This is a genomic window from Nocardia amamiensis (assembly GCF_015477605.1).
Classification (GTDB): Bacteria; Actinomycetota; Actinomycetes; order Mycobacteriales; family Mycobacteriaceae; genus Nocardia; species Nocardia amamiensis_A.
On the sequence record NZ_JADLQX010000052.1, the window covers coordinates 1 to 20,242 of the forward strand.

Annotated in this window: 21 protein-coding genes and 1 pseudogene; 5 read left to right on the top strand and 17 right to left on the bottom strand. The window is 68.7% G+C overall.

Annotation, left to right across the window (positions count from 1 at the left end):
• The 10 genes and pseudogenes from IU459_RS34915 to IU459_RS34955 form a co-directional block, all read right to left on the bottom strand.
• Window positions 1-404: pseudogene (locus IU459_RS34915) on the bottom strand (transposase); the annotation flags it as partial.
• A 1,355-nt stretch (window positions 405-1,759) separates the two neighbouring features.
• Entirely contained in the window at window positions 1,760-3,580 is a 1,821-nt protein-coding gene (locus IU459_RS34920) for a hypothetical protein (RefSeq protein ID WP_228838946.1), read from the bottom strand.
• A 53-nt stretch (window positions 3,581-3,633) separates the two neighbouring features.
• Window positions 3,634-4,320 (bottom strand): site-specific integrase, encoded by a 687-nt coding sequence (locus tag IU459_RS38985; protein ID WP_228838947.1) that lies wholly within the window; start codon window positions 4,318-4,320, stop codon window positions 3,634-3,636.
• Window positions 4,321-4,377: 57 nt separating this feature from the next.
• Window positions 4,378-5,157, bottom strand: a complete 780-nt coding sequence (locus IU459_RS38990) for a hypothetical protein (protein WP_228838948.1) — start codon at window positions 5,155-5,157, stop codon at window positions 4,378-4,380.
• A 170-nt stretch (window positions 5,158-5,327) separates the two neighbouring features.
• Window positions 5,328-5,639 carry a hypothetical protein gene (locus IU459_RS34930; RefSeq protein WP_195133872.1) on the bottom strand — a complete coding sequence of 104 codons (312 nt, stop codon included), beginning with the start codon at window positions 5,637-5,639 and terminating at the stop codon, window positions 5,328-5,330.
• The gene (locus IU459_RS34935) at window positions 5,636-6,310 is read right to left on the bottom strand and encodes a hypothetical protein (RefSeq protein ID WP_195133873.1); all 675 of its coding nucleotides are present in this window, start codon (window positions 6,308-6,310) and stop codon (window positions 5,636-5,638) included. Before IU459_RS34935 ends, IU459_RS34930 begins: the two co-directional genes overlap by 4 nt.
• Window positions 6,310-6,969: a hypothetical protein gene (locus tag IU459_RS34940; protein ID WP_195133874.1), complete on the bottom strand. Its 660-nt coding sequence runs from the start codon at window positions 6,967-6,969 to the stop codon at window positions 6,310-6,312. The genes IU459_RS34935 and IU459_RS34940 overlap by 1 nt, the downstream gene beginning before the upstream one ends.
• A gap of 89 nt (window positions 6,970-7,058) precedes the next feature.
• Complete coding sequence (locus IU459_RS34945; RefSeq protein WP_195133875.1) at window positions 7,059-7,715, bottom strand: hypothetical protein; 657 nt, start codon at window positions 7,713-7,715, stop codon at window positions 7,059-7,061.
• Window positions 7,716-7,765: 50 nt separating this feature from the next.
• Entirely contained in the window at window positions 7,766-8,149 is a 384-nt protein-coding gene (locus tag IU459_RS34950; RefSeq protein WP_195133876.1) for a hypothetical protein, read from the bottom strand.
• Window positions 8,150-8,236: 87 nt separating this feature from the next.
• Window positions 8,237-8,386 (bottom strand): hypothetical protein, encoded by a 150-nt coding sequence (locus tag IU459_RS34955; RefSeq protein ID WP_195133877.1) that lies wholly within the window; start codon window positions 8,384-8,386, stop codon window positions 8,237-8,239.
• A 326-nt stretch (window positions 8,387-8,712) separates the two neighbouring features.
• On the opposite strand from IU459_RS34955, the gene IU459_RS34960 reads away from it, so the two are divergent.
• From IU459_RS34960 to IU459_RS34980, 5 genes are all read left to right on the top strand, one after another.
• Window positions 8,713-8,919 (top strand): hypothetical protein, encoded by a 207-nt coding sequence (locus tag IU459_RS34960; RefSeq protein ID WP_195133889.1) that lies wholly within the window; start codon window positions 8,713-8,715, stop codon window positions 8,917-8,919.
• Window positions 8,894-9,274, top strand: a complete 381-nt coding sequence (locus IU459_RS34965; RefSeq protein ID WP_324199147.1) for a hypothetical protein — start codon at window positions 8,894-8,896, stop codon at window positions 9,272-9,274. Before IU459_RS34960 ends, IU459_RS34965 begins: the two co-directional genes overlap by 26 nt.
• Window positions 9,271-10,899, top strand: coding sequence for a relaxase/mobilization nuclease domain-containing protein (locus IU459_RS34970; RefSeq protein ID WP_195133879.1), 1,629 nt, complete (start codon window positions 9,271-9,273; stop codon window positions 10,897-10,899). The genes IU459_RS34965 and IU459_RS34970 overlap by 4 nt, the downstream gene beginning before the upstream one ends.
• A complete protein-coding gene (locus IU459_RS34975) occupies window positions 10,896-11,504 on the top strand; it encodes a hypothetical protein (RefSeq protein WP_195133880.1) in 609 nt (202 codons plus the stop codon). Before IU459_RS34970 ends, IU459_RS34975 begins: the two co-directional genes overlap by 4 nt.
• Window positions 11,505-11,646: 142 nt before the next feature.
• Window positions 11,647-12,603 (top strand): hypothetical protein, encoded by a 957-nt coding sequence (locus IU459_RS34980; RefSeq protein ID WP_195133881.1) that lies wholly within the window; start codon window positions 11,647-11,649, stop codon window positions 12,601-12,603.
• Window positions 12,604-12,876: 273 nt separating this feature from the next.
• On the opposite strand, the gene IU459_RS34985 is transcribed toward IU459_RS34980, so the two are convergent.
• The 7 genes from IU459_RS34985 to IU459_RS35015 all read right to left on the bottom strand — a co-directional run bounded on the left by IU459_RS34985 (window position 12,877) and on the right by IU459_RS35015 (window position 19,993).
• Window positions 12,877-13,701: a hypothetical protein gene (locus IU459_RS34985; protein ID WP_195133882.1), complete on the bottom strand. Its 825-nt coding sequence runs from the start codon at window positions 13,699-13,701 to the stop codon at window positions 12,877-12,879.
• A 14-nt stretch (window positions 13,702-13,715) separates the two neighbouring features.
• Window positions 13,716-15,590, bottom strand: coding sequence for a glutaredoxin domain-containing protein (locus tag IU459_RS40555; RefSeq protein WP_440446555.1), 1,875 nt, complete (start codon window positions 15,588-15,590; stop codon window positions 13,716-13,718).
• A gap of 92 nt (window positions 15,591-15,682) precedes the next feature.
• Window positions 15,683-15,880, bottom strand: coding sequence for a hypothetical protein (locus IU459_RS34995; RefSeq protein ID WP_195133883.1), 198 nt, complete (start codon window positions 15,878-15,880; stop codon window positions 15,683-15,685).
• Window positions 15,881-16,396: 516 nt separating this feature from the next.
• A complete protein-coding gene (locus tag IU459_RS35000) occupies window positions 16,397-16,999 on the bottom strand; it encodes a hypothetical protein (RefSeq protein WP_195133884.1) in 603 nt (200 codons plus the stop codon).
• Window positions 16,963-18,183, bottom strand: coding sequence for a hypothetical protein (locus tag IU459_RS35005; protein WP_195133885.1), 1,221 nt, complete (start codon window positions 18,181-18,183; stop codon window positions 16,963-16,965). The genes IU459_RS35000 and IU459_RS35005 overlap by 37 nt, the downstream gene beginning before the upstream one ends.
• Before the next feature lie 149 nt (window positions 18,184-18,332).
• The gene (locus tag IU459_RS35010; protein WP_195133886.1) at window positions 18,333-19,520 is read right to left on the bottom strand and encodes a MinD/ParA family ATP-binding protein; all 1,188 of its coding nucleotides are present in this window, start codon (window positions 19,518-19,520) and stop codon (window positions 18,333-18,335) included.
• A gap of 17 nt (window positions 19,521-19,537) precedes the next feature.
• Window positions 19,538-19,993 (bottom strand): hypothetical protein, encoded by a 456-nt coding sequence (locus IU459_RS35015; protein ID WP_195133887.1) that lies wholly within the window; start codon window positions 19,991-19,993, stop codon window positions 19,538-19,540.
• Window positions 19,994-20,242 lie beyond the last annotated feature (249 nt).

A 20,242-nucleotide genomic window follows, 5' to 3' on the forward strand; every position in this document is an offset into this window, starting at 1 on the left:
TCTCGGGGCGATCTTGCAGCCGTGCGCGGTCAGCGCACGGCAGATCGGAGCGACCCCGAACCGAGCCCGATGCTCGGCGATGAACGCGCAGACTACTTCTGTCGCGGGTCGCTCGCCCGCGCGAAGAAACTCGTTGCCGCCGAAAGGATTTCGATCGTCTGCTCCAGCTCGGCGATCTTGCGCTTCTGCTCGCGGATTATCCGCTGCGCCTCGCTCGACACGCCGTCGGACTCACCTTCGTCCACCTCGGTTTGTCGAATCCACTTCCGCAGTGTCTCCGCGGTCATCCCCAACCGGGACGACACGGCCTTGATCGCCGCCCACTCGGTGGCGTAGTCCTCACGGTGATCGACAACCAACCGCACGGCCTTCGCGCGGGTCGCTGCATCGTACTTCGCTGGCATGATCTGCCCATCCTCTCCAGGAAAGGGGTGGGCACGAAACACGGGGCGATTCAGCCTGCCCAGCACGTCGACCGCGGTCGCGACCGGTTCCACGACAACCCACGGATCGACACGTTCCATGCCATCCGGTGCCGGTGTGCCGTCGGTGTTGCGGATGCCCTTAAAGTGCTTGCCACGCAACAGAATTAATCCGGCAATGTGGTCGCGTTCGATGCATCCGCGTTCCAGGTTCAAGGTTTCGCCGGGCCGCTGACCGGACAAGTAGGCGATCACCACGAAAGATGCGGCAGCCAGGTGGCGTGCCAGCACGGGTGCCTGCGCGTAGGTGATCGATCGGTTCTGCCACGGACGGCCGTCGAGCGTCGCGGTGACGGGTGTGAACAGGTAGGTGTTGTCGTCGATCGCGATCGTGCCGTGCTCGGCGAAGACCGATGCGAGCGACTTGGCGTTGATGGTGATGCCGGCCTGGGCGCTGAGGAAGTAGGTGTTGGCCACCAGTCGACCGTCGGCACTGCGTTTACCGGGCAGGGCCAGGCCCCGTCGCCGGTATTCGTCCAGATGCGCGATCAGGAGTTGTCTTGTCTCGCCGTACGCCCTGCGGCGGCTGTAGATCTCCTCCCTGGACGGGCGGGTGTTTTTCGAGCGGTAGGAGGTGCCGGATAGTTCGAGGTACTCGGTGAACGCGGCGATGATGTCGTCAGCGAAGACCTCCACAAACCTCAGGGACCACGCCAGCAGGGCGGTCATGGTGTCGGGATGCACTCGCGGAGTGCGGTTCTCGCCGATGTCTCGGCCCTGGCCGAGAACGTCACGGATGCGGTCGCCGTTCCACGGTGGGGCCTGGGGGAGCAGATCGGCGGGGTGTAGGCGCTCGCGCACCGACCATGCCCGTGCCACGGCCGCGAGAAGGTCTTCGCGCTGGCTGTGGGAGATCTCTGCGGCGCGAACGTGGACAGCGTAGGCGTCCAGGTCGGCGTCGGTGACATCCGCGAGTTTGACGATGCCGCGTGCGTGCAGCCACTGGGTGAAACTGCGTAGGAATCGAGCGACCGCCGCCACACTGGACACCGACAGCCGTGCCGCGGTGAATCGATAGTTAACGGCTTGGCCGGGTTCGTCGTTGAGCAACAGCCATACGATGTACTTGACCGGAAGCCGGAACTCGTCGGGCACCGGGACGAAATCGACCGACACCGCCTTGCTGTGATTTTGCAGCACCGCGGGGCTCAGGCTCCATCGGTCATTGCCGAACCGAGACAAGGCATTCCGGTCGGTGCTATTTCTCAGCGGCACGTTGAGCAACACGAGCGTGTTGGCGCCCGGCAGATCATCGGCGGGAGGATTGAGGGCTGTGGTCACGGCATGTCCAGTCCACGGGAGAGGAAGCGGTCGACGAGCAATCGGTCGAAGCGGGAGGTGTTCGCGCGGGCGTCGGCGACGGCCCCGGCGGGATGCTGGTCGAGCAGGTCTGCCAGGCGGGTGATCGGTTCGGCGAAACGCTGAGCCCATGTCAATGGTGTCATGTCGGACCGACGGGTGAGCAGCGCGTCGTGAACGAGGATCTGGACCGGCAAATGCGCTGGCGTCGCCCGGGCGCACGGACACGACAGGCAAATCAGAAACGATGCCTGGCAAGGCTTTTCAGCCACGGAGTGGGGGCTGTTGAGGTTGTCGGTGCATCCGGCCAGCACCGTGTCCAGTCGGCCGTCGACCAGCTCGGTCAGTGTCTCTGTCGAGATGCCGAACCTCACGGCGACTCCTGTCGGGTCGGTACGTGCCTGCTCGACGTCGTCCGAGGACAACACGGGAATCGACGCCGAGCGGGCCTTGCTGACCTGTTCGGTCAACACGTCGGAGACGACCTGCTGGTACTCGGCGAGGTTGCCTCGATTGCGCGCCAGATACTCATTCACCAATGTCGCTTCCGTATGTGCGACCGGACGCTGGTACAACTCCAGGAACGTCAAGCGTAGGCGCCGAGATCTCACCCGCAGCGTTGCCGGGACGCCGCTGCCGGGGACAGGGTTGTCGGCGGGCAGTTTCGCTGCGTCTCCCCAGTGCAGCAGGATCGACTTGGGCACCTGCACCCGAAAACCGGCGATATCGCGGCCCCTACCATTGCCTTTGGGAGTAAACGCGAGGAAGAGGCTGTCGCTGCCGGTCTTGGCCCGGGCACGGGTGCCGAGTTCCAGCAAAAGCGTGTAGAGCCCGAATGGCGTGGTGAGGTCGTCGCGCCCAGCTGGGCGCGCACCGCTGGGGGTGAGGTCTTGCAAAGGTACGGTCATGGCCGCTCGGCGGGGCCCTCGGCGAGGCTTGAGCCAGTCGACGAGGATCGTCCGTGCACCGTCGGCCTCGGCGTCGGCCCGGTGGTGATGGATGGTCGCCGCGCGGACGGTGCCGAGATTGTGTCCGGTCAGCCCGATCATCAACGCGACCGCGGCACCGATCTCCATGTACGTCGGATACAGATGCGCTGGAACCGCCGCGGCCCCGCCGTGGCGAAACACGACATCCGCCTGATGCGGTTTGTTGGCGTTGGACGGCACGGCTCCAGCTCGTGGAACGTCGCCTTCGCGGTCGACGTAGTCCAACAACCATCCCAACTCCCAGCGCCGTGCGTTGGCGGCCTGGTCGATGTGGCAGGCGCGCCACTGCTCCAGGAGGCTGTTCCCGGCGCGGATTCGGGCCGCGGCGGCGCGCAGCTGGGTGCGGGCGTGACCGAGAATGCGGTTGAATTCGGTTTCGGTGTAGCTGGATTCGCGTTCATCCTCCTTGGCGACGCGTGCGGTGGCCAGCCGGGCGGCGAACTCCGCAGGAACGTCGGGAGCGAACCGGAACACCGAGCGCAGTGTCGCCAGATCCCGATGCAATGTGGTGCCGACCCCGCCGGTCAGGATGTAGCCGTCCAGGTGGATAGCCCGCAGCCGCTGTGGCGACTGGGGTGGATTGTCGAGCGCGGCGAGATAGCGAGCGAACCGGAGAAACGTCGAGACGATATCGCTGGCCGACGTCGCGGTGCGGCGCGGTCCCGACGGCCCGGTCGCCCCCGCCGTCGCCGTAGCGAAGCAGTCGCGCAGTTGCTTGGACACAGGCAGCGCGGTGAAGTCGAGCTCGACCGGGTCGCCACCGAGCTCGGGGAAGAACAGGACTCGGCATTCGTCCGCCCCGAGAAACAACCGTTGAGGTGGTCTGTACCCGGCGGCCGGTTGCACTGCGGGGCGGCCCCGGCTCACGTGCGGACTCCCGCCGGGCGGCTGATCACCTGCGGATGCCGGACGAACAGCTCCGCCATCAACGCCGACATCGCCGCGCCCTGGGCATGTTCGATGAGGACCGACACGTCCAGATCCCGGAACGGCTCCAAGTACACGTTCATCGTGACCGCGACATCGGCGTGTCCCAACAGTGTTTTCACCAGGTACCAGGTGTCGCCGAACTGCGACCGAAAGTCCCGCAACTCCTCGCCGTTCAAATGGGCGAAGCGCTGCTCGTAGATCAACCTGCCGACCGAGAACCAGCGCAACGCGAACGTGTGCCGCAGCATATGCGGTGTGGCCGAGACCGACCCTAACCCGGCGCGGGCGAGCCGGTCATTGGCCTCGGCGAACGTGTGCTCCCACCCGGTCACCCGGCGCGGCAACCCATCTTCGTTGAGCCACAAAGACACTGGCTCCAAGCCCGCATGCGTCTCCCGGAAGATCCGTGCACGAGTCGGATCGTCGAGCGCATCTAATGACACCTTCGTGAGCGCCCCATCGTCCGCACGGAGCTGTAGACGGCGGTTGCGGTCAAGGCCTACCAGCAACAGAGGGTTGGCTACCCGCTCGTAGACACCCTTTGCCCTGGCCCGGCGAACTGTAGCGGCGCGGCCGGACTCGATGTACGACAGCACATCCAGCAACACCGAGCGAGGCATCCAATACCGCCGTCCCCGGCCTCCCTTGCCGCAGGCGGATGCCAGTCGGCAGGTGTATTAACCGCGTGAGGTGTCCTCGGCAGGCAACTCGACCATGAGGATGGTCGCCCATTCCGACAGCCGCAAGCCCGTACCATACAAGCCGTCGGCAAACGCACAGTCACGCTGAATGTTTCGGCCCCGCAATGATCGCATCGCGCGACCCTCGCGATCCAAGCCCCGCAAGCCGACATCCCGCCAGCACTCGTAGCCACCGGGATCGAGCCACTTCACGTCGCGATCCCGCACCACATGCGGCGCCGTCGCGAAAGGCTCGGCCCGCACGGGCCCGCGGTGCTGTGGCACTGTATCTCGCCGATCGACGGGGTTGCTCACCTCGTACCGTGCCTGTGCCCACTCGTAGAAGGCATTGATCGCCTGGACGTTATCGCTGACCGACGAACCGGCGACCCGCGTCGGATTGGCCTCATCGGTCATTCGCCAGAACTTGAACGCGTCCACATCCTCGGGCACCGCATCCCGCCAGCATCGGCCGACGGCATCCAGGTAGCCGAGCCACACGCACAACCCTCGGGCATACTTCTCGCGCGTGCCCGCTCGGCGGTTACGCATCCGTCGAGAAGCGAAGAACGCGTTGACCTCGACGACCACCCTGCCGTCGGTATTGATCAGAAATTCCTGCCCCTCGACGGTGCCATTCCTCGCGCGCAAAGCGGCCAGGTCGAGCTCGTCGGGCAGGTTGAGCCGAGCTATGACTGCGTGCCAGTCGAGGACTGGGCTGCACCGATGCAGGCGCCAAGCCCCAGGCAGCGCAGTGGAGTGGTCGTCAGGTCGCACGAGGGGAAATGCTTACACAGCGGCACCGACATGAACGGGCGCTCGCCGACCATCGGCCCAGCAACAACCGGGAACCGGCCAAAGACCGAGCCCATAGGACAGCACAACCCGCGGCGCGGGTTCGTGCGCGGCGAGCTGTTCCCGCAGCGCCGCGCACACGGCGGGCCCGGTCACCGCTCCGCCCGATCGCGGGCCCGCAGGGCCACCTCGCCCGCGCCGGTCGGGCAGGTGCAGCCCGCCGCGTGCAGCTCGGCGCTGACACGCCGCCAGGCGCGGTAGTGCCGGAATCCGCCCTCGGCGGTCACCGCACCGGCCAGGAACATCAGGCTGGAGACGATCACGGGGAACTCCGAGGAGACCGCGCCGAGAGCGACCATCGCGCCCCCGGCCAGCCAGCCACCGGACACCACGGCGTGTGCCTGGATGAGCCAGCTCTGGTCGTGTTGTTCGTCGTGACGGCGGGCGTGCTGGAAGTTGTTCACGGGAAACTCCTCCGGGAGTGCGCGAGTAGGGATGTGCGGGGGCGGTCAGCGCGCCGCGTCCGGTTCGGCATCGGTGCCGGCCGCGACGAGAGAGCGAGTGCTGAAGTCGCGCGTGAATCGGGCGGTGAGCTGCGCCAGCAGCGCGAGCAGCGCGAGCAGTTGGTCGCGGGAACGTCGACCGACTGGAAGGACCCGGCGAAGCGCACCGCGTCGGCGTCCGGGGCGATGGTGAGTCGTTCCCGGCCGTCGCCGAGGTCGGTGACCTCGAGCCGGTCTCCGTCGGCGTCTTCGAAGACGGTGTGCGGCATGACGCGGATGCCCTCGGGCAGGCCCGCCGGGCGGACGCCGTGACGCAGCAGGGCGACGGTCTCGGGCGTCAGCGCGCTCGCGGTGCGCAGCCGCTGTTCGAGCTCGCCGTCATCGCTGTGGGCGATCAGCCGCCCGTCAAGGTCGTAGAAGTCGAGCCAGAGCCCGAACTCGTCGATGCGGTCGGTGGCCGCGCCGACGGCCAGCCCGTTGGCCAGAAGCCCGCGAATGATCCAGCCGGTCGGCCCGAGCGGGGTCACCTGCGCGGAGTCGACGCTGTAGCGGTCGATGAGGTCGAGCTCGTCGCGGAATGGGGTGTCCAGCACCGAAGACCATGCCCGCGCGTCCCGGTTCTTGCGCGACATCACGCCCGCCCCTCGTCGGTCAGCGAGGCCCACCAGTCGCCGACGAGGCCGTGCTCTGTCCAGTCCGCGAGCCGGTCGTGCGCGCAATCGCGATGTGCGACCACCGCCGCGGCGCGCTCGATCGGGTAGCAGTGCGAATGCGTCGAGCAGCCCTGAATCCAGCCGGGTACGTCCTCGTCGAGCACGACGACGTTCGTCGGCACCAGGCCGTCGGAGGTGAGCGGGCCGAGCAGGGCGGTTTCCCGGTCCGGGTCGCCGAGCGCGTCGGCGGGCAGCATCGCGAAATGCCAGCGCCGGGAAGGAGACAGGACCGCGACGCGGACCGGATCGTGCAGCAGCGCGGCGGCGGCCTGCACGGCGGCCACGGCGGTGTAGCCGTAGCAGAAGATCTCGAGCGGGGTGCCGTCGAGACGGGAGTAGACCGAGGCGCACCAGTCGGTGCTCGCGGCGATCTCGTCCTCGTCGAGCGCCAGGCCGTCGCCGTTGCACACGAGCATCTCCAGCGGGATGCCCCGGACTTCGCCGACGGGAATGTGGATGTTCACGTGGCCGACGCCGCGGACCTGCGCGTCGTAGCCGAGCTCGGTCAGCGCGATCAGCTCGGGTGCGTAGCGCACCCGTGCTTCGGCGACGAGAGCGTCGAACTTGGTGGAGGGCATAGCCCTGCTCCCTTCGGGGAATATGCGAGTGGGGAATCGAAGGGGCGGGGTGTCCGGTCCCGCCCGGCTTCGGTGTTGCTCAGGTGGTGTCAGTGGTGCTCGCGCGGTTCTGCGGTTGCGAGCCGTTCGAGCAGGGCGTCGATGTCGCTGGAGCCCGCGAGGCGGGCGGCGGGTGGTGTCCGCAGGCGACGGATCACGGTGCGCAGCGTGCCGCGCGGAACGCCGGCCCCGGGGTGCCTGTCGCCGGTGCGCGGGTCCACGAGCTCGCCGGTGACGTAGATGTCGATGCACGGGTTCCGGCGGAACACCAGGAAGCAGCGCATGGTGACGTAGTCGAATTCGATGTCGGTCCCGGACGCGAGAGACGGTTCGGGGGCGTCGGCGACGACAACCTCGAAGTAGCGGCGGCCGGAGAAGATCGCGGTGCACGGTGTGGTGCACACGGTGACACCGAGCCATTGCCGGGCGCCCGCATGCCAGGCGGTGTAGGGGTCGGTGGCAGTGAGTTCGGTCAGTGTCACCAGGAACGCCGTGTGGCGCGTTTGGTACTCCGCTGTCCGCCACCACGCGCGGCGGTCGCGCTGCCAGGACCGGGTGAGGAAGAACAACACGGTCGCGGTGACGAGGCAGCCCGTGATGTCGAGCCACGCACGCTGTTGCACCGCCGTGCACAGGCCGGAGCCGGTCGCGGCGGCCGCCACGAACACAGCCAGGGGAAACAGTTTGTCGAGGATCTTGCGGATCACGATCGGAACCTTTCGTCGACAGAAGAAGAGAGGAGAGAGCCGGGCGCGGCTCAGCCGTTGACCCACTCGATCGGCACTTCCACGCCCCAGAAGCGGCGCTGGAGCAGCCGCCGGGCGTTCTCGGCGTCGGTCAGTCGGCCGTCGCGGCGGCGGAAGTGGACGATCGGGCAGGCCTCGATTGAGGGCCAGAAGGTGCCCGAGGCGTGCCGGATTCCGGACTGGATCAGGACGTACGCCTCGCGGCCGGAGCCACCCGAGTTGCACGCGGTCACGCGGACGACGGGCACCCCTGCGGCGATTCGTGCCTCGCGCTCGGCGACCGCCTCGGCGGTGTCGAAGTCCTCGGGATCGTGGTTGGAGGCGTAGAGAGCGGCGCGTATCTGCTCGGCGGTGCAGTGCACATTGAGCTGTCCGGGCGCGATGGTGGAGGGCATGAAGTGCTCCTTCGGGCGATAGCGAGTGGGGAGCACACGGGGCGGAAGTGTCCGGTTTCCGCCCCGGTGCTTCAGATGACGGGAGGATCAGAAGGGGGTTTCGTCGTCGCCCCATGGGCTGTTCGAGTTGCCCTGCCCGTCGCTGGACTCCTCGTCGTCGTCCTCGTCATCGTCGTCGGGGTTCCAGTCGTCGGGAACGCCGTCGGCCCACTCCACGGCCTTGGCGAGGCGGTCCAAGGTGACGTTCGCGAGGGCTTGGACGTTCTCCAGTGAGCTGTCGTCCTCGACGCGAACGCCCGCCGGGATGCGCCAGATATCGCCACGGAAGGCCCAGGCCGCGCCCCGGCGCTGCGCTGCGGAACTGACTTCCTGCTCCGCCCAGGCGCGAACTTCGGGTTCGGAGGTGAACTCTCGCTCGTCGAGCGGGGACCGGTCGGAGCCGGGCGGGACCGAGCTGGCGTGTGCCCGAGCCCGAGCCCGAGCCCGAGCCGCGTGCCGAGGGGTGAGCCGACGAGCGCCCCTCCAGTTCGCCGACCGGTGCCGGGCGGGAACCGCGCGGTCCCGTGACCGATGAGGAGTTGGCCGATTTCGAGGTCGACGTGCTGTCTGAGTTCGTCCTCGCGCGAGCTTCCGCCGGGCTGACGGACGGCTCGATCCGAGCCGAGAACCTGCACCTGGAACTGGTCCGAAACTGGTTCGGCAGAAGTGCCTTCCAAGAGCAAGCAGGGCCATCGGCCTCACTCCGTGGAGAAGCGGACGCGCCGCCATGAGGCGCTGTTCGCCCCCACGGAGTGGGCGCTGGTGACCGCGGCGGCGGCCACTGTCGGGTTGAAGCCCGGCGCCTTCATCGCCAAGGCTGCCGTCGGCGCGGCCAAGGCATTCGCCGCTCAGCGCAACGGGGCCGCGGTCCGCACCAGCGGCCAGGTGGAGATCCTCATCGCCGAGGTTCGCGAGTTGCGGCGGCTTCTGGGCAACGTGGCGGGCAACGTGAACGATGTCGCCAAGCACGCGAATTCCACCGGCGAACTCGGCCACAACGCGGACGCGGTGCTGACGTATACCCGCAAGATCAACGGGCGCATCGACGCCTGGTTGGTCGAACAGCTTCGGCGCGGTGCACTGTGATCGGCAAGGCGATCCGGGGATGGGACGGGCAGCGGCTCGTGCGGTACTTGTTCTCGGAGGGCAAGTACAACGAGCACACCAACCCCACCGTGATCGCGGCGTGGCAATCCGACCCCGGAGCACTGCAACCGGTGTGGGTCGGGCCCGGCGACTGCGACTTCGCGCCCGGCGAGATCGGCAAGCTCGCCAACGAAGTGACCGCCCTGTCGGATGCGATCGGGCTGCCCACCGAACAGCCCGAGCCGGGACAGCCGGGCTACACCAAGCACGGCTACATCTGGCATCTGCCGGTGGCCATCGGCGCCGAGGACGGCGAGCTCGATCAGGAGACCTGGCGGCGCATCGCCGAGGACATGCTGCACGAGACCGGCATCGCGAAGGCGGGAGACGCCGGGGCGTGCCGGTGGATCGCGGTGCACCACGGCAAATCCGTCGACGGCAACGACCACATCCATATCGCGGCGGTGCTGGTGCGCGCCGACACCGGCAAACGCTTCTATCCCGACAACGATTGGAAGGCCGTGCGCCGGGTGGCCCGTCGGTGGGAGCAGGCGCTCGGGCTGCGGCTGACCGCCATCAACGATCCGCTGGCGGTGCCCACGCCTACGCGCGGGGAGCAGGAGAAGGCCGAGCGCCGCCGCGCCGCCGGCGACGAGGGCATGCTGCGCACGACACCGGGTGCCGCGGCGCGGATTCAGCTGCGCCAGATGATCACCGAGACCGCCGCCATCGCGACCAGTAGCGACGAATTCGTTGCCCGCCTCCGCGACGCGGGAATGCTCGTCGACCTCAAGTACGACGCCGCCGGGCACAAGGGATGGGCCGTCGCCGCGCCCGGTGACGTGTCGGCCAAGACCGGCGAGCCCATCTACTTCGCGCCCAGCCGACACCTGGGCGCGGACATGTCGTGGCCACGGGTCACCGCCCGCTGGTCGGCGACCCCGCCCGGCCGCTCCGGCGCCGCACGCGCAGCGGCGGCCACCGAGACGGCTCGCGAGCCGCACACGGTGCTGGCCGACAGCGCCGCGCGGGTCCGATCGGTCACCACCGCCGTGCGCGGTGGACGATCCGATATCGCGATCGTGGCCCGCGAGCTGCAAGACGTCATCAGCAGCTGGGCGTCCATCGCCGACGGTGCCGCCCGTCAGGGCCCGCTCTCGCGGGCGGCGTGGGCCTACGACCGTGCCGCGCGCACCCGGCGCGGGCTGACCGCGGTTCCTGCGGGGCAGCTCGCCGCCGAACTGCGCGAGGTTTCGCGCGAACTCGCCGCGGTCCGAATGCTGACCGGGCGCGGTCTGCAACGCGACCCGAGCTTGCAGCTCGGCCTCGCCATCGCCGAACTGCTGCTCGAGATCGCCGCATGGCACCAGCAGAACCAGCGCATCGCCGCCGCCCGCAGTGCCCGCGAGGCCGCCGGCCTCGTCCGCGCGCACGGCGAAGCCACCGGCGCCGTTCCGGGCCAGCTCCCGCCGCGGCGCGCCCCGGCGGGGACCGGGCACACGCCCACCGTCGCACCACATCCCGGTCCGGCCGCGCTGCCGGGCGAAGGCCGCCGCGAACTGCCTGCGGTTCGCGGCGTCCGTGAATTGCCGTCCGGCCCAACTAGGAAGGAACACCGACGATGAACCAGCCGGTCATTGAAACGCCCGTGATGGGCATCCCGCGCGAGGACACCATGCGCATGGCTTTGGCAGCACGCACGCTGGCGGGAGTGCTGCGGCAGCTGCGCGAGCGGCGGGGCCGCTCCGCGTGGGACGACGCCGAGAATGCCGCCCGCAAGAACGCGGTCGTCGACCGCCACGCGGTCAACAAGTTCAGTCGCGCCGACGCCGACGAATGGAACGCCGCGGAGAAGGAAGGGCGCATCCGCGCCGAACGCCACCCCGATACCGGCATGACCATCCGGGTGGCCCCGCTCTCGCGTGGCCGCTTCGGGGTCCAGGCCGGATGGGAGAACAACCACGCCGAGGCCGTGTTCGGCTCCGAGGATCTCGCCGACCGCGTCGCGGAGTGGCTGCGCAACAACGGCTCTGCCGAAGCGGTCGATGATCTGCGGCGCAACGCCGACGATCTGCACGCCACCTCCCGCCCGCGCCAGTACCGCACTTTGCGCGATGTCGAGCTGGCCGAGGCCCGCAAATGGGCCAAGGACAGCGAACCCGATTGGTACCGCTGGTGGGAGCTGAGTTACACCAAACGCCGACACCATCGACGGGCGACGCCTCGATGAGAACGAGATCATCCGCAAATGGGTCGAAGCCACCGGCGGCAAAACCGGCACGGCCGTCGGTGTAGCCCGACGATGGCTTGGTCAGCACGATCCGGAATGGGCCGACAAATGGGAGACCGAGTACAGCAACTGCGACACCCAGATGGGCCGCCGCAGCCTCGAAGACGAGATCGTACGGCGCTGGCGCTCGCAATCTCGTGCGGGCCGTGGGCGCGGTTCCGACGGCGGTGAACAGAGCGCAGAATCCGGTGAGCAGGACAACGATCCGCAGAACCAGCGCACCCCGACGCCGCTGGCCGACCGGCTGCGGGGGCGCGTGCCCGATCGGATTCTCGACGATCCGCGCTGGCACGTCGCCGAGGATCAGTTCGCGGTACTCACCGCGCAGGGAGCCGACCCGGAGACGCTGATCGAGTCGGTCGCGGCCATCGACTTCAACAACGGCCAGATCCGCGCGCCCAGCGGATACGCCGCCTGGGCGATGCGCGAGGCCGCGAAGAACGGCAAGGTCACCAACGCGCACACCCGCAGCGAGGAGGACGCCCGCCGTTCGGTCGCCGAGGAATGGCTCGCCACCGCTGATCCGAAATCCCCGTTCGATCGGGCCCGCGCCGCCCAACTGGTCGGCGAGATCGACGACGACTTCGATGCCCTGCTGGCCCGCAAGTATCCGGGCATTCTCGACGGTGATGCCGACCAGGCACGGGAACAGGCCGCTTCGCACGAAGGAGCCGCCGACGATCAGGCCCGCAAGGACGCGACCTCCGCGCAGGCGGCCGACGCGGAGGAGAACACGGTGTTCGTCGTCGACAGTGACGGCACCGTCATCACCGTCTCGTTCGCCGAGGCACCGGAGCCGGAGCCGCAGGCCGAGGCGGAAGCCGAAGCCGAAGCGGCCGACCACAGCGCAGAATCCGCGCGGGAACACGAGGCGGCCGAGGACGATCAGCACCAGGCGGCGCGCACCGCGTCCGCGGCTGCCCAGGCTCCGCTGACACCGCCCAAGCAGGCCAAGACGAACACCAAAACCCATCGGCGCACCCCGCCGCCAGCCAAACCCGCTGCGGCGCACACCCGCAACCGGGGCCGGACACACTGAGGGCATCGGCATCGGACGATCTCGCGTGACTCGCCGGTCGTCCGATCTGGGTGCGCTCGTTGCCGAGACCCGATCGGGGCGCGGCGATTTCGCACCCCGATCGGAGCGCGGTGCCTATGCTGACCATCGAGCCCCATTTCTCGGATCGTTGGCTGTACCCAGGGACATGACCCTCCCCTTCGGTCATGAGCCCACGAAGATGCCCACCGGATTTTTCCGGTGGGCATCTTCTGCGTTCTCGGCGAACCGGGGGTGGCCCGGCGCCGGGCGCGGTCACAGGATCGCGCGGAATTCGATGGTCACCACGACGCTGACCAGATACTCGACCGGCGCGGCGAGCAGCGGCACGATCGTGTGGTCGATCCCGACGACGGTGGGGCGTAGGTGTTCCCGGTCAGCGTGGTCTCTTCGGCCGCTAACGGTGTCGATGAACGTGCGTCCGTCGCGGTCGATGGTGGTGACGTTCTGCCGGTAGGTCTTCGTCTCGCCGGAGGGCCTGCGCTCGAACACTTCCACCAGGAAGTGGGTGGGCTGGTGCTCGGTGATCGTCAGGCAGTAGGCCGTGGACGCGGGGATGGTGTTGATGCCCTGCTGGATCGTCTCCGCCGAGGACACCGGGGATTCTGGGAGCACCAGCGCCCGGACCTGCTCACCCGAGCGCGCGCCGTAGTACGCGCGCTGGAAGGCGAAGATCACCGGGACCGCACCGACCGTGCCGCCGGGTCCGTTACCGCGATACACCTTGCCGTCCACGGTGTTCGGGCATAGTCCACCCGCCAGGAAGCTCGCCGTGGTGGTCACCACCGGCGGGGCGGCGCTCGGCAGGGGAGGCGGCGCGGTCTGCGTCGACCCCAGACTGCTGAGCCCGACCGCGAGCGCGCCCAGGCTGAGCGCGCCCACGGCCGCCGAGATTCCCAGCACCAGGTGCCGGGGGCGGTGAGGGGCGGGCTTGGCATCGGTGGTGCCCTCGTCCACCGGGGTGTCCGGGCCGGGCTGCTCGGGTTCGGGGTCCTGCTCGGGTTCAGGGATGTTCAAGGGCGAGAGCACTGGAGTCCAGCGCCCGGAGGCCGGGACCGGCCGATCGGTGTTGGCGTTCATCCTGATTCCCCTTGTCAACGTCCGCGTCCGGGTGTCCGGCGCGGTGCGGTGTTGGTGTTGGCTGCGGTGACCGGAGTCAGCGGAGCGCCGGCCGCGGCCGCCGTGGCGGCGGTGGCCGGGGTCAACGGTCCGCTGGCCGCGCGCAGTGCCTGCTCACCGCGGCGGGCCTCTTGCAGTTCCGCGAAGGTCGGCCGTCCGTTATTGCTGCGGGCCGCCGTCGCGGTCGCGTTCTGCACGCGCGGAGCCGGGGCGGCCGATTCGGTCGCGCTGGCCTGGCTCACATAGCGCAAGGCCGCCTCCACCACCGCCCCGGTCTTGCGCGGGTCACCGTTGGGAAGCGAAGCCCATTGCGGCGAGCCCAGTTCCGGGATCTCGCCGCGTCGCTGCGCGTTCCTCAAATACGGGGCGGCCCACTTCTGTACGGCCTCGACGCTCAGGCGATCCGCCGCGGCGGGGTCGCGAAACCCCGGCTGCGCAGCAGCCGCCTCCTGTTCTGCCACCACATCGGCGCGCAACGCGCCGGGCAGCGTCTTGAGCTTGTCGGGGCGAAAGCTCGAGAAGCGGATGTCTCCGGCTTCGACCACGGGTGCACCCTGGAATCCCATGTCCACCAGACGCTGGCGCGCGGCGGGGTCCTGGCTGACATCCACGACCTGATAGGCGAACCCGAGGTTGTCGAGGGTGCGTTTGGTGGCGTCGCACTGCGGGCATTGGGGTTTGGTGTAGACGGTGATCTCGATGCCCTCGCGTGGCGCCGCTGCGGTCTGTGACATGGTCGTCTCCGGATTCTGTTGGTTCTGCACTGATTTCGCGGGCGCGCTCTCGAGGGAGGGTTCGGCGTCGGTGTCCGGGGCCCACTGCCACCGCCAGCCGGTCTCGGGGTCGAACGAGCGCCGGAAGACGCCTTCCATGACCTTCTCGGCCTGGGCGAGGGTTTCCTCGGAGGAAGGGAAGCCCTGGTCGAGCTGGGCATCGGTGAGCGGCACGAGCTCGTCGATGTCGTGACCGAGGTCGAAATGGTCGCTGAGGTCTTTACCGGTGGCCGCCTCGACGACGAGCACTTCCCGCACCCGGCCGGTCAGTAGACGCTTGACCTCGGCGGCGTGGTGATAGCCGGGCTCGTCGCGATCGGCCACGATCACCACCCGCGCCGCGCCGGTGAGCTGGCGGGCGTGCTCACGCCGGAAGCTGCCCGCCCCCATCGCGTTGCAGGTGGCGACCAGGCCCGCGCCGCGCGCCCGGTCCGCGTCCTTTTCCCCTTCGACGAGGAAGATCTCCTCGCCGTCGGCGACGGCCTGCGCCACCTCGGGAAGGTGGTAGAGCACCGGCTCGAAGCCGCCCTTGTGCCAGCGCCCGCCGGCGTCCATCTTGCGCTGGAAGAACATCTTGTCGATGCCCCGCTCATGCGGGACCTGCATCCGCACGACATCCCCGAGCGGAGTGCCCCGCTCGGAGGTGTAGCGGTAGATCGCGGCCTGATATCTCGGGCCGACGACCTTGCCGAGGCGTTCCTTCTTCGACGGCTTCGCCGGATCGTGGGCCGGTCGCTGATCCTGCGGCGGCTCCGGGCGCGGCGGCCGCGGTCGCGCGGGTGCGCCCGGCTCCCGGACCCACTGCCGGTCCCAGATCGCGTTGCCGGGCAACCCGATGACCGCCAGCACCTTCGTGTCCGGGCAGCCGGTGAAGCACTTGACGACCGTCTTGGCCTTGTCCTTGTTGTGGATCAGCCCCAGGCTCGGGTCGTCGTCCTCGTGGGCGGGGCAGTGGTACATCGTCCACTGCCCGCGCTTGGACGAGGGCCGGGTGGGGCGGTCGTGCTCGAATGCCCATTCGTCGAGGGCCTGCGTGATGCGGGCGAACGACGGACCCGGGCCGGTTTTATCAGTCACGGAGCACCACCTCCATGGGTGCTGATGAGTCTGATGGATCTAATGTATCTAAAAGAGGGTATGCGGCAACGCGCTCAGCCCAGCAAGACAGCTCAGCGGCGCTTGGCTCCGAGCAGGCCAGCCACGGTCATACCCGCGGCCGCGCCGAGCGCACCGCCCACGACTCCCCGGGCCACTCGCCCCGTCCGCTTGCGGCCCCGCGCGGAGGCCGGGTTCGGGCGCGCCACCACCGCGATCACGACGACCGCGATCAGCACGGCAACGACCGGGTACACCAGCAGGATCGACATTTCTGATGACCTCCTCTTTCGTCGTCGATGGCTCGTCGGCGCGTGGTGCGAATGTATCTAAAAGCAGTGTCGCAGGTTCGCCGACCAGCCGCAAACACGCGGCCTTGCGCTGCTCGGCAGTGCAGACCACCTCGGCCCATTCCCGGCAGTAGGCCAACGCCGTGCCCGGAGAGAATCCCGGAGCCGATTCTTCCCAGCTCAGCGAGGGATTCACCGACCGGTCGAGGCTGGGCCCGCAGATGTACCACGCCCAGCGCGCCCGTTCGGGCACCCGGTCGAGAGTCCGGGGATCCTCCGGGCCGATCAGGAACCAGTGCCCGCCGATGCACACCGTGCTGACGTCGTAGGTGCAGACCAGCGTTCGCAGCACCCGCCACCATCCCCCGCCCTGGGCCCTGGCCAGCAGCGCCAGCCGGAGCGCGCGGCAATATCGTGCTTCCGCGCGGGCGGTGCGGGCTCCGCAGCGGGTGGTGAAGACCAGATCACCGAGGCGGGCGCGGGCCACCGTCCGCGCGTTCACCGGGTCCGCCTTGCGACGACGGCCGGTGCCACGGCCGCGGCAGCCGGGACCGCGCCGAAGGCGAACGGCTCGGCGGCGGGCCTTGCAGCGTCGGGCCGGATCAGCGGGGTGTCGGCGGCGACTGCTCGCACCTCGGCCGCCGGCACACTCGACGCTGCGGCGTCGGCGCGGTCGATGTCCTCGTAGTCGTTGCGCCAGTAGGGCGCATCACCGAGAAGATGGCGATTCTCGCGGAGGTGCTTGTCCAGCTCCTCCTCGTACCCTGCCACCCACATCTCCTTGTACGCCTCGTCCAGATCTCCAGGACCGGGTGCCTCGTCATTCAGATCGGCGATCTTGGTTTCGAGGTCCCGGGCATGCATATGGGCGGCCAGGCGGCGGGCGTTCCAATCGGGAGATTCGTTGTTGGGCAGCGGATTCGGCTGGGTGTCCGGCTCCGTCTGCTTGCGGGTGCGGGCGTCGGCCCGATCGAACTCGTTGTAGTACGCCTGCCAATGCTGATCGTCGCTCAGGACGGTGCGGTGCTCCCGCAGATACTGGGTCAGCAGCTCGTCGGCGCGGGTCACCGCTTCGGCGGTGGTGTCGTCTTCGACCCGCACGAGTGCGCCGTTCTCGTCGACGTCGATGTAGGACGCCGCGTTCGCGACGCTGTGGGCCTGATCGAGCACCGACTCGAGATAGCGGGCAGTGACCTTGATCGTTTCCGGAGGCTTCCGGTCGGGGGAGATGAACGGCTCGGACATCGAATTCTCCTTCTCATGCTCGGAGGGTGAAAGCTCGGATCACCGGGTCCGGCGAGCGGCAGCGGCCAATGGCGCGCGTCCTGGGCAGCAGGCGCGGCACCGAAGGCGAACGGCTGAGCACCCGCCGCTGCCGCGGTCGGCGGTGTCAGCGGCGCGCGGGCGGCGGCCTGAATCTTGGCCCACATGCCCTGCGGGCGTTGACCATCAGCCTCCAGCTCGGCGTGCGCGGTCCGCAGCTGCTGATTGATGCGATCGGAGGACACGCCCATCTGCTGGGCACGGGTGAACGCCTCGTGGAACTCACTGAGCATCGTGGCCAGATCTGTCTGCGCATCTTTGGCCGCCCGCGCCTGCTGCGAAGCCGTCGCGAAACTCTTTGCCGCTGTGGTCAACTCGACCAGCGACGCGGCCTGCCCCGGCGTCAGCCAGTCCTGCGGTCCACGCGCGACGCGGTCCTTGATCTGCTCGGCCTGGCGCTGCGCGATCCAGAACGCCCCGAAACGGCGCACCTGGCCGATGGCCGTGGTCACGCCCATGCGAATCGCGGAAACCTTCTCGGCCACACGGGCCCTGAGCGACTCCAGCCCGCTGGCGGCCGCCCACTTCACCTGGACTTCGGAGGACGGCACCGTGTGCGCACGCTCCAGCGCCCGCAGGGCCTGCCCCCGTTCGGTGGCGCTCAGGTGGGGCAGTTCGTGGATCCGGCGTTCGAGCGCGAGGGCGGCATCGGAGAGCACGGCGTGCTTGCGGGCCCACGCGGTGTAGGCGCTGTTGTCCTCGCTGAGGGTGTTGTCGGGCTTGGCTCCCAGGGACACAAGGGCTTTCTGGTGATGCAGGATCTCCAGCTCCACCTGTGCACGAGTGATCGAGGCATCGAGCTGGTGCGCACGGGTGTCGGTGCGTACCGCTCGCGAGATCTCCCGGCGCACCGAGCGGGGGACATCCTTTGCGGTCGGGTTCTCCGTCCGCCACGCGGCGATGGTCGCCGCCACCGCGGCGGCGAGGGTGTCGGGCTGCTGCCCGGCGAGTGTGTCGGCCATTGTCGACTCCTTCCTATCGAGGACTGATCGCTGGCGGCGGGTGCCGGATCTCTCTCAACCCCGGCACCCAGAGCTGCCAGTGATGTTAATGGTTCGAGTGTATCTAAAACATCGGCTGTGTCATCGGGTTGATCGAGATCTGCCAGGGGTTATCCGGCAGGCCGCAGCAGGCCGGTGCCGGGGGAGTACTTCATAGGGAATAGGCCCGCCAGGGCCGCCGCCAGCTCTCGATAGGCCAGCAGCGTGCGCGGGTGCAGCAGCTGCGGGTCGATCACGCCGCCCTCGTCGAGGTGGCGGTCGTAAGGAATCTCCTGCACGGCGTGAACCCACTGACGGAACCAGTTGGTCGCGGCGTTGGCGTCGAACATCCGCCGTCCCGGCTGTTGAGGGGAGATCACCACGACGGTGCGCGAGAGGAGGCTCCGGTAGAGCCACTGCCGTTCGTCGCGTTCGTCCAGCAGCGGAGCCCCGGTCACGGGGTCCTTGGCATAGGCGTTGTGCAGGTATTCCACAGCGGCCACCGCCTCGTCAGCGGAGTCCTTCTTGGCATCGAGCGGGATCACCAGTGCGTCGGCTTCCTCGAGCACGGCTTGGGTCGCAGGATGAGTGATTCCGGTCCCGCAGTCGGCGAGCATCAGAGGGAAGTAATCGCCGGCCAGCTCGACCAGCTGTCGGTAGTCGGGGGCGGAGAAGCTGTCCGCCGTCGCCGGATCGGCCGCCGAAGCGAGAATGTCCAGGCCCGCCGGGGTCAGCTGGGTATGGGCCCGGATGTCCTGCACCCGTCGCGGCCGAGGTCCGGCCAGCAGGGTCAGCGCCGAGGACTCGGTCCGTGCCGCGGTGCGCCGCGCCAGGTTGCCCCTGTCGGGGTTGACGTCGAAGGCGACCACGCCGTCGGTGCGGCCCGCCGCGAAGGCATTGCCCACTCCCATGGCGGTCGTCGTCTTGCCAGAGCCGCCCTTGAGTTGGACGAACCCGATCCGGAAGTCGGACTCGATCGCGGTGCGGATGCGCCGGTCGAGTTCGCGGGCACGGGCCTCGGCCGGGCTCTCACCCAGATTCAGCGTCTTGCCCGACATCAGATACAGCGTGCGCCGCCAGCCCGAGCCCGGTGCCGGGCGCGCGGTGTCGCGCCGCCAGTCCCGCGCGGTCGGATTCACCGCCGCCGTCAGATCGGCCGCCGGGTGTCGCCACCCGCCGGCCGGTGTCCGGTCGTGGGATCCGCCACCGGGCGCGGCCGCGCCTGTCGTCCATGACCCGTCGCCGACGCGGAGCGCGTAGGGCACGGTCTCCGCACTCCACGGTGCCACGACCGGCGGGGTCGATTCCTGTTTGGCCATCTCCTATTCCCTTCTCCTCATGAGGTTTTCGAGGCAACCCTGTCCTTGTCCGTGGACCCGGTCGGGACGGCAGGCTCGTCACTGTCGACCTTCTCCTGCACGGCCTCCTCAGCCCAGTCCGACCACGCCGGGTAGAGCTCAGCCTCGGCCCACCAGGTGTCCCGTGCGTGGTCCCACACCTGCACGTCGCAGCTGAACGAGCGGCGGGGACGGGTGCCCGCCTGCTCCGGCGGGATGCGCCGGCCCGGTGGCAGGCGGTCGGGGGCGGGCTCGAACTCGGTCATCCCCAACTCCGCGCGCTTGCGTGCGGTCTTCTCAGCGAAGGCTGCTTCGAGCCACCGCGTCCACGTGGGGTACTGGCGAATCTGCTTCTGCCACTTCTTCTTCGCGGTAGACCAGACCTCATCACTGCATGAAAAGTTCACCCGGCTCCATCGACGTCCCCCCGCCGCGTCGGACTGTGTGTCGGCCACAGGCTCTTCCTTCCTTCTCGACGGCGTCGCGGGCCCGCGGTCATGTCCGACCGCACCCGCAGGGTTCTACTGTATCTAAACCTGGATCCGTGGAGTGGGGTTCTGGTTCGTTCGCGCGCCCGGGGGGGGCGTGAACGCGCGTGTTTCGGGCATGGGGTAGCCGCTGGTCTGGCCAGCTTTTCCACTGTTGTTCCTGGTTGTAGGGATGGGGCGGTCCGGTCAGGTGGCGGTGGGTGGAGTGAGGTGGTT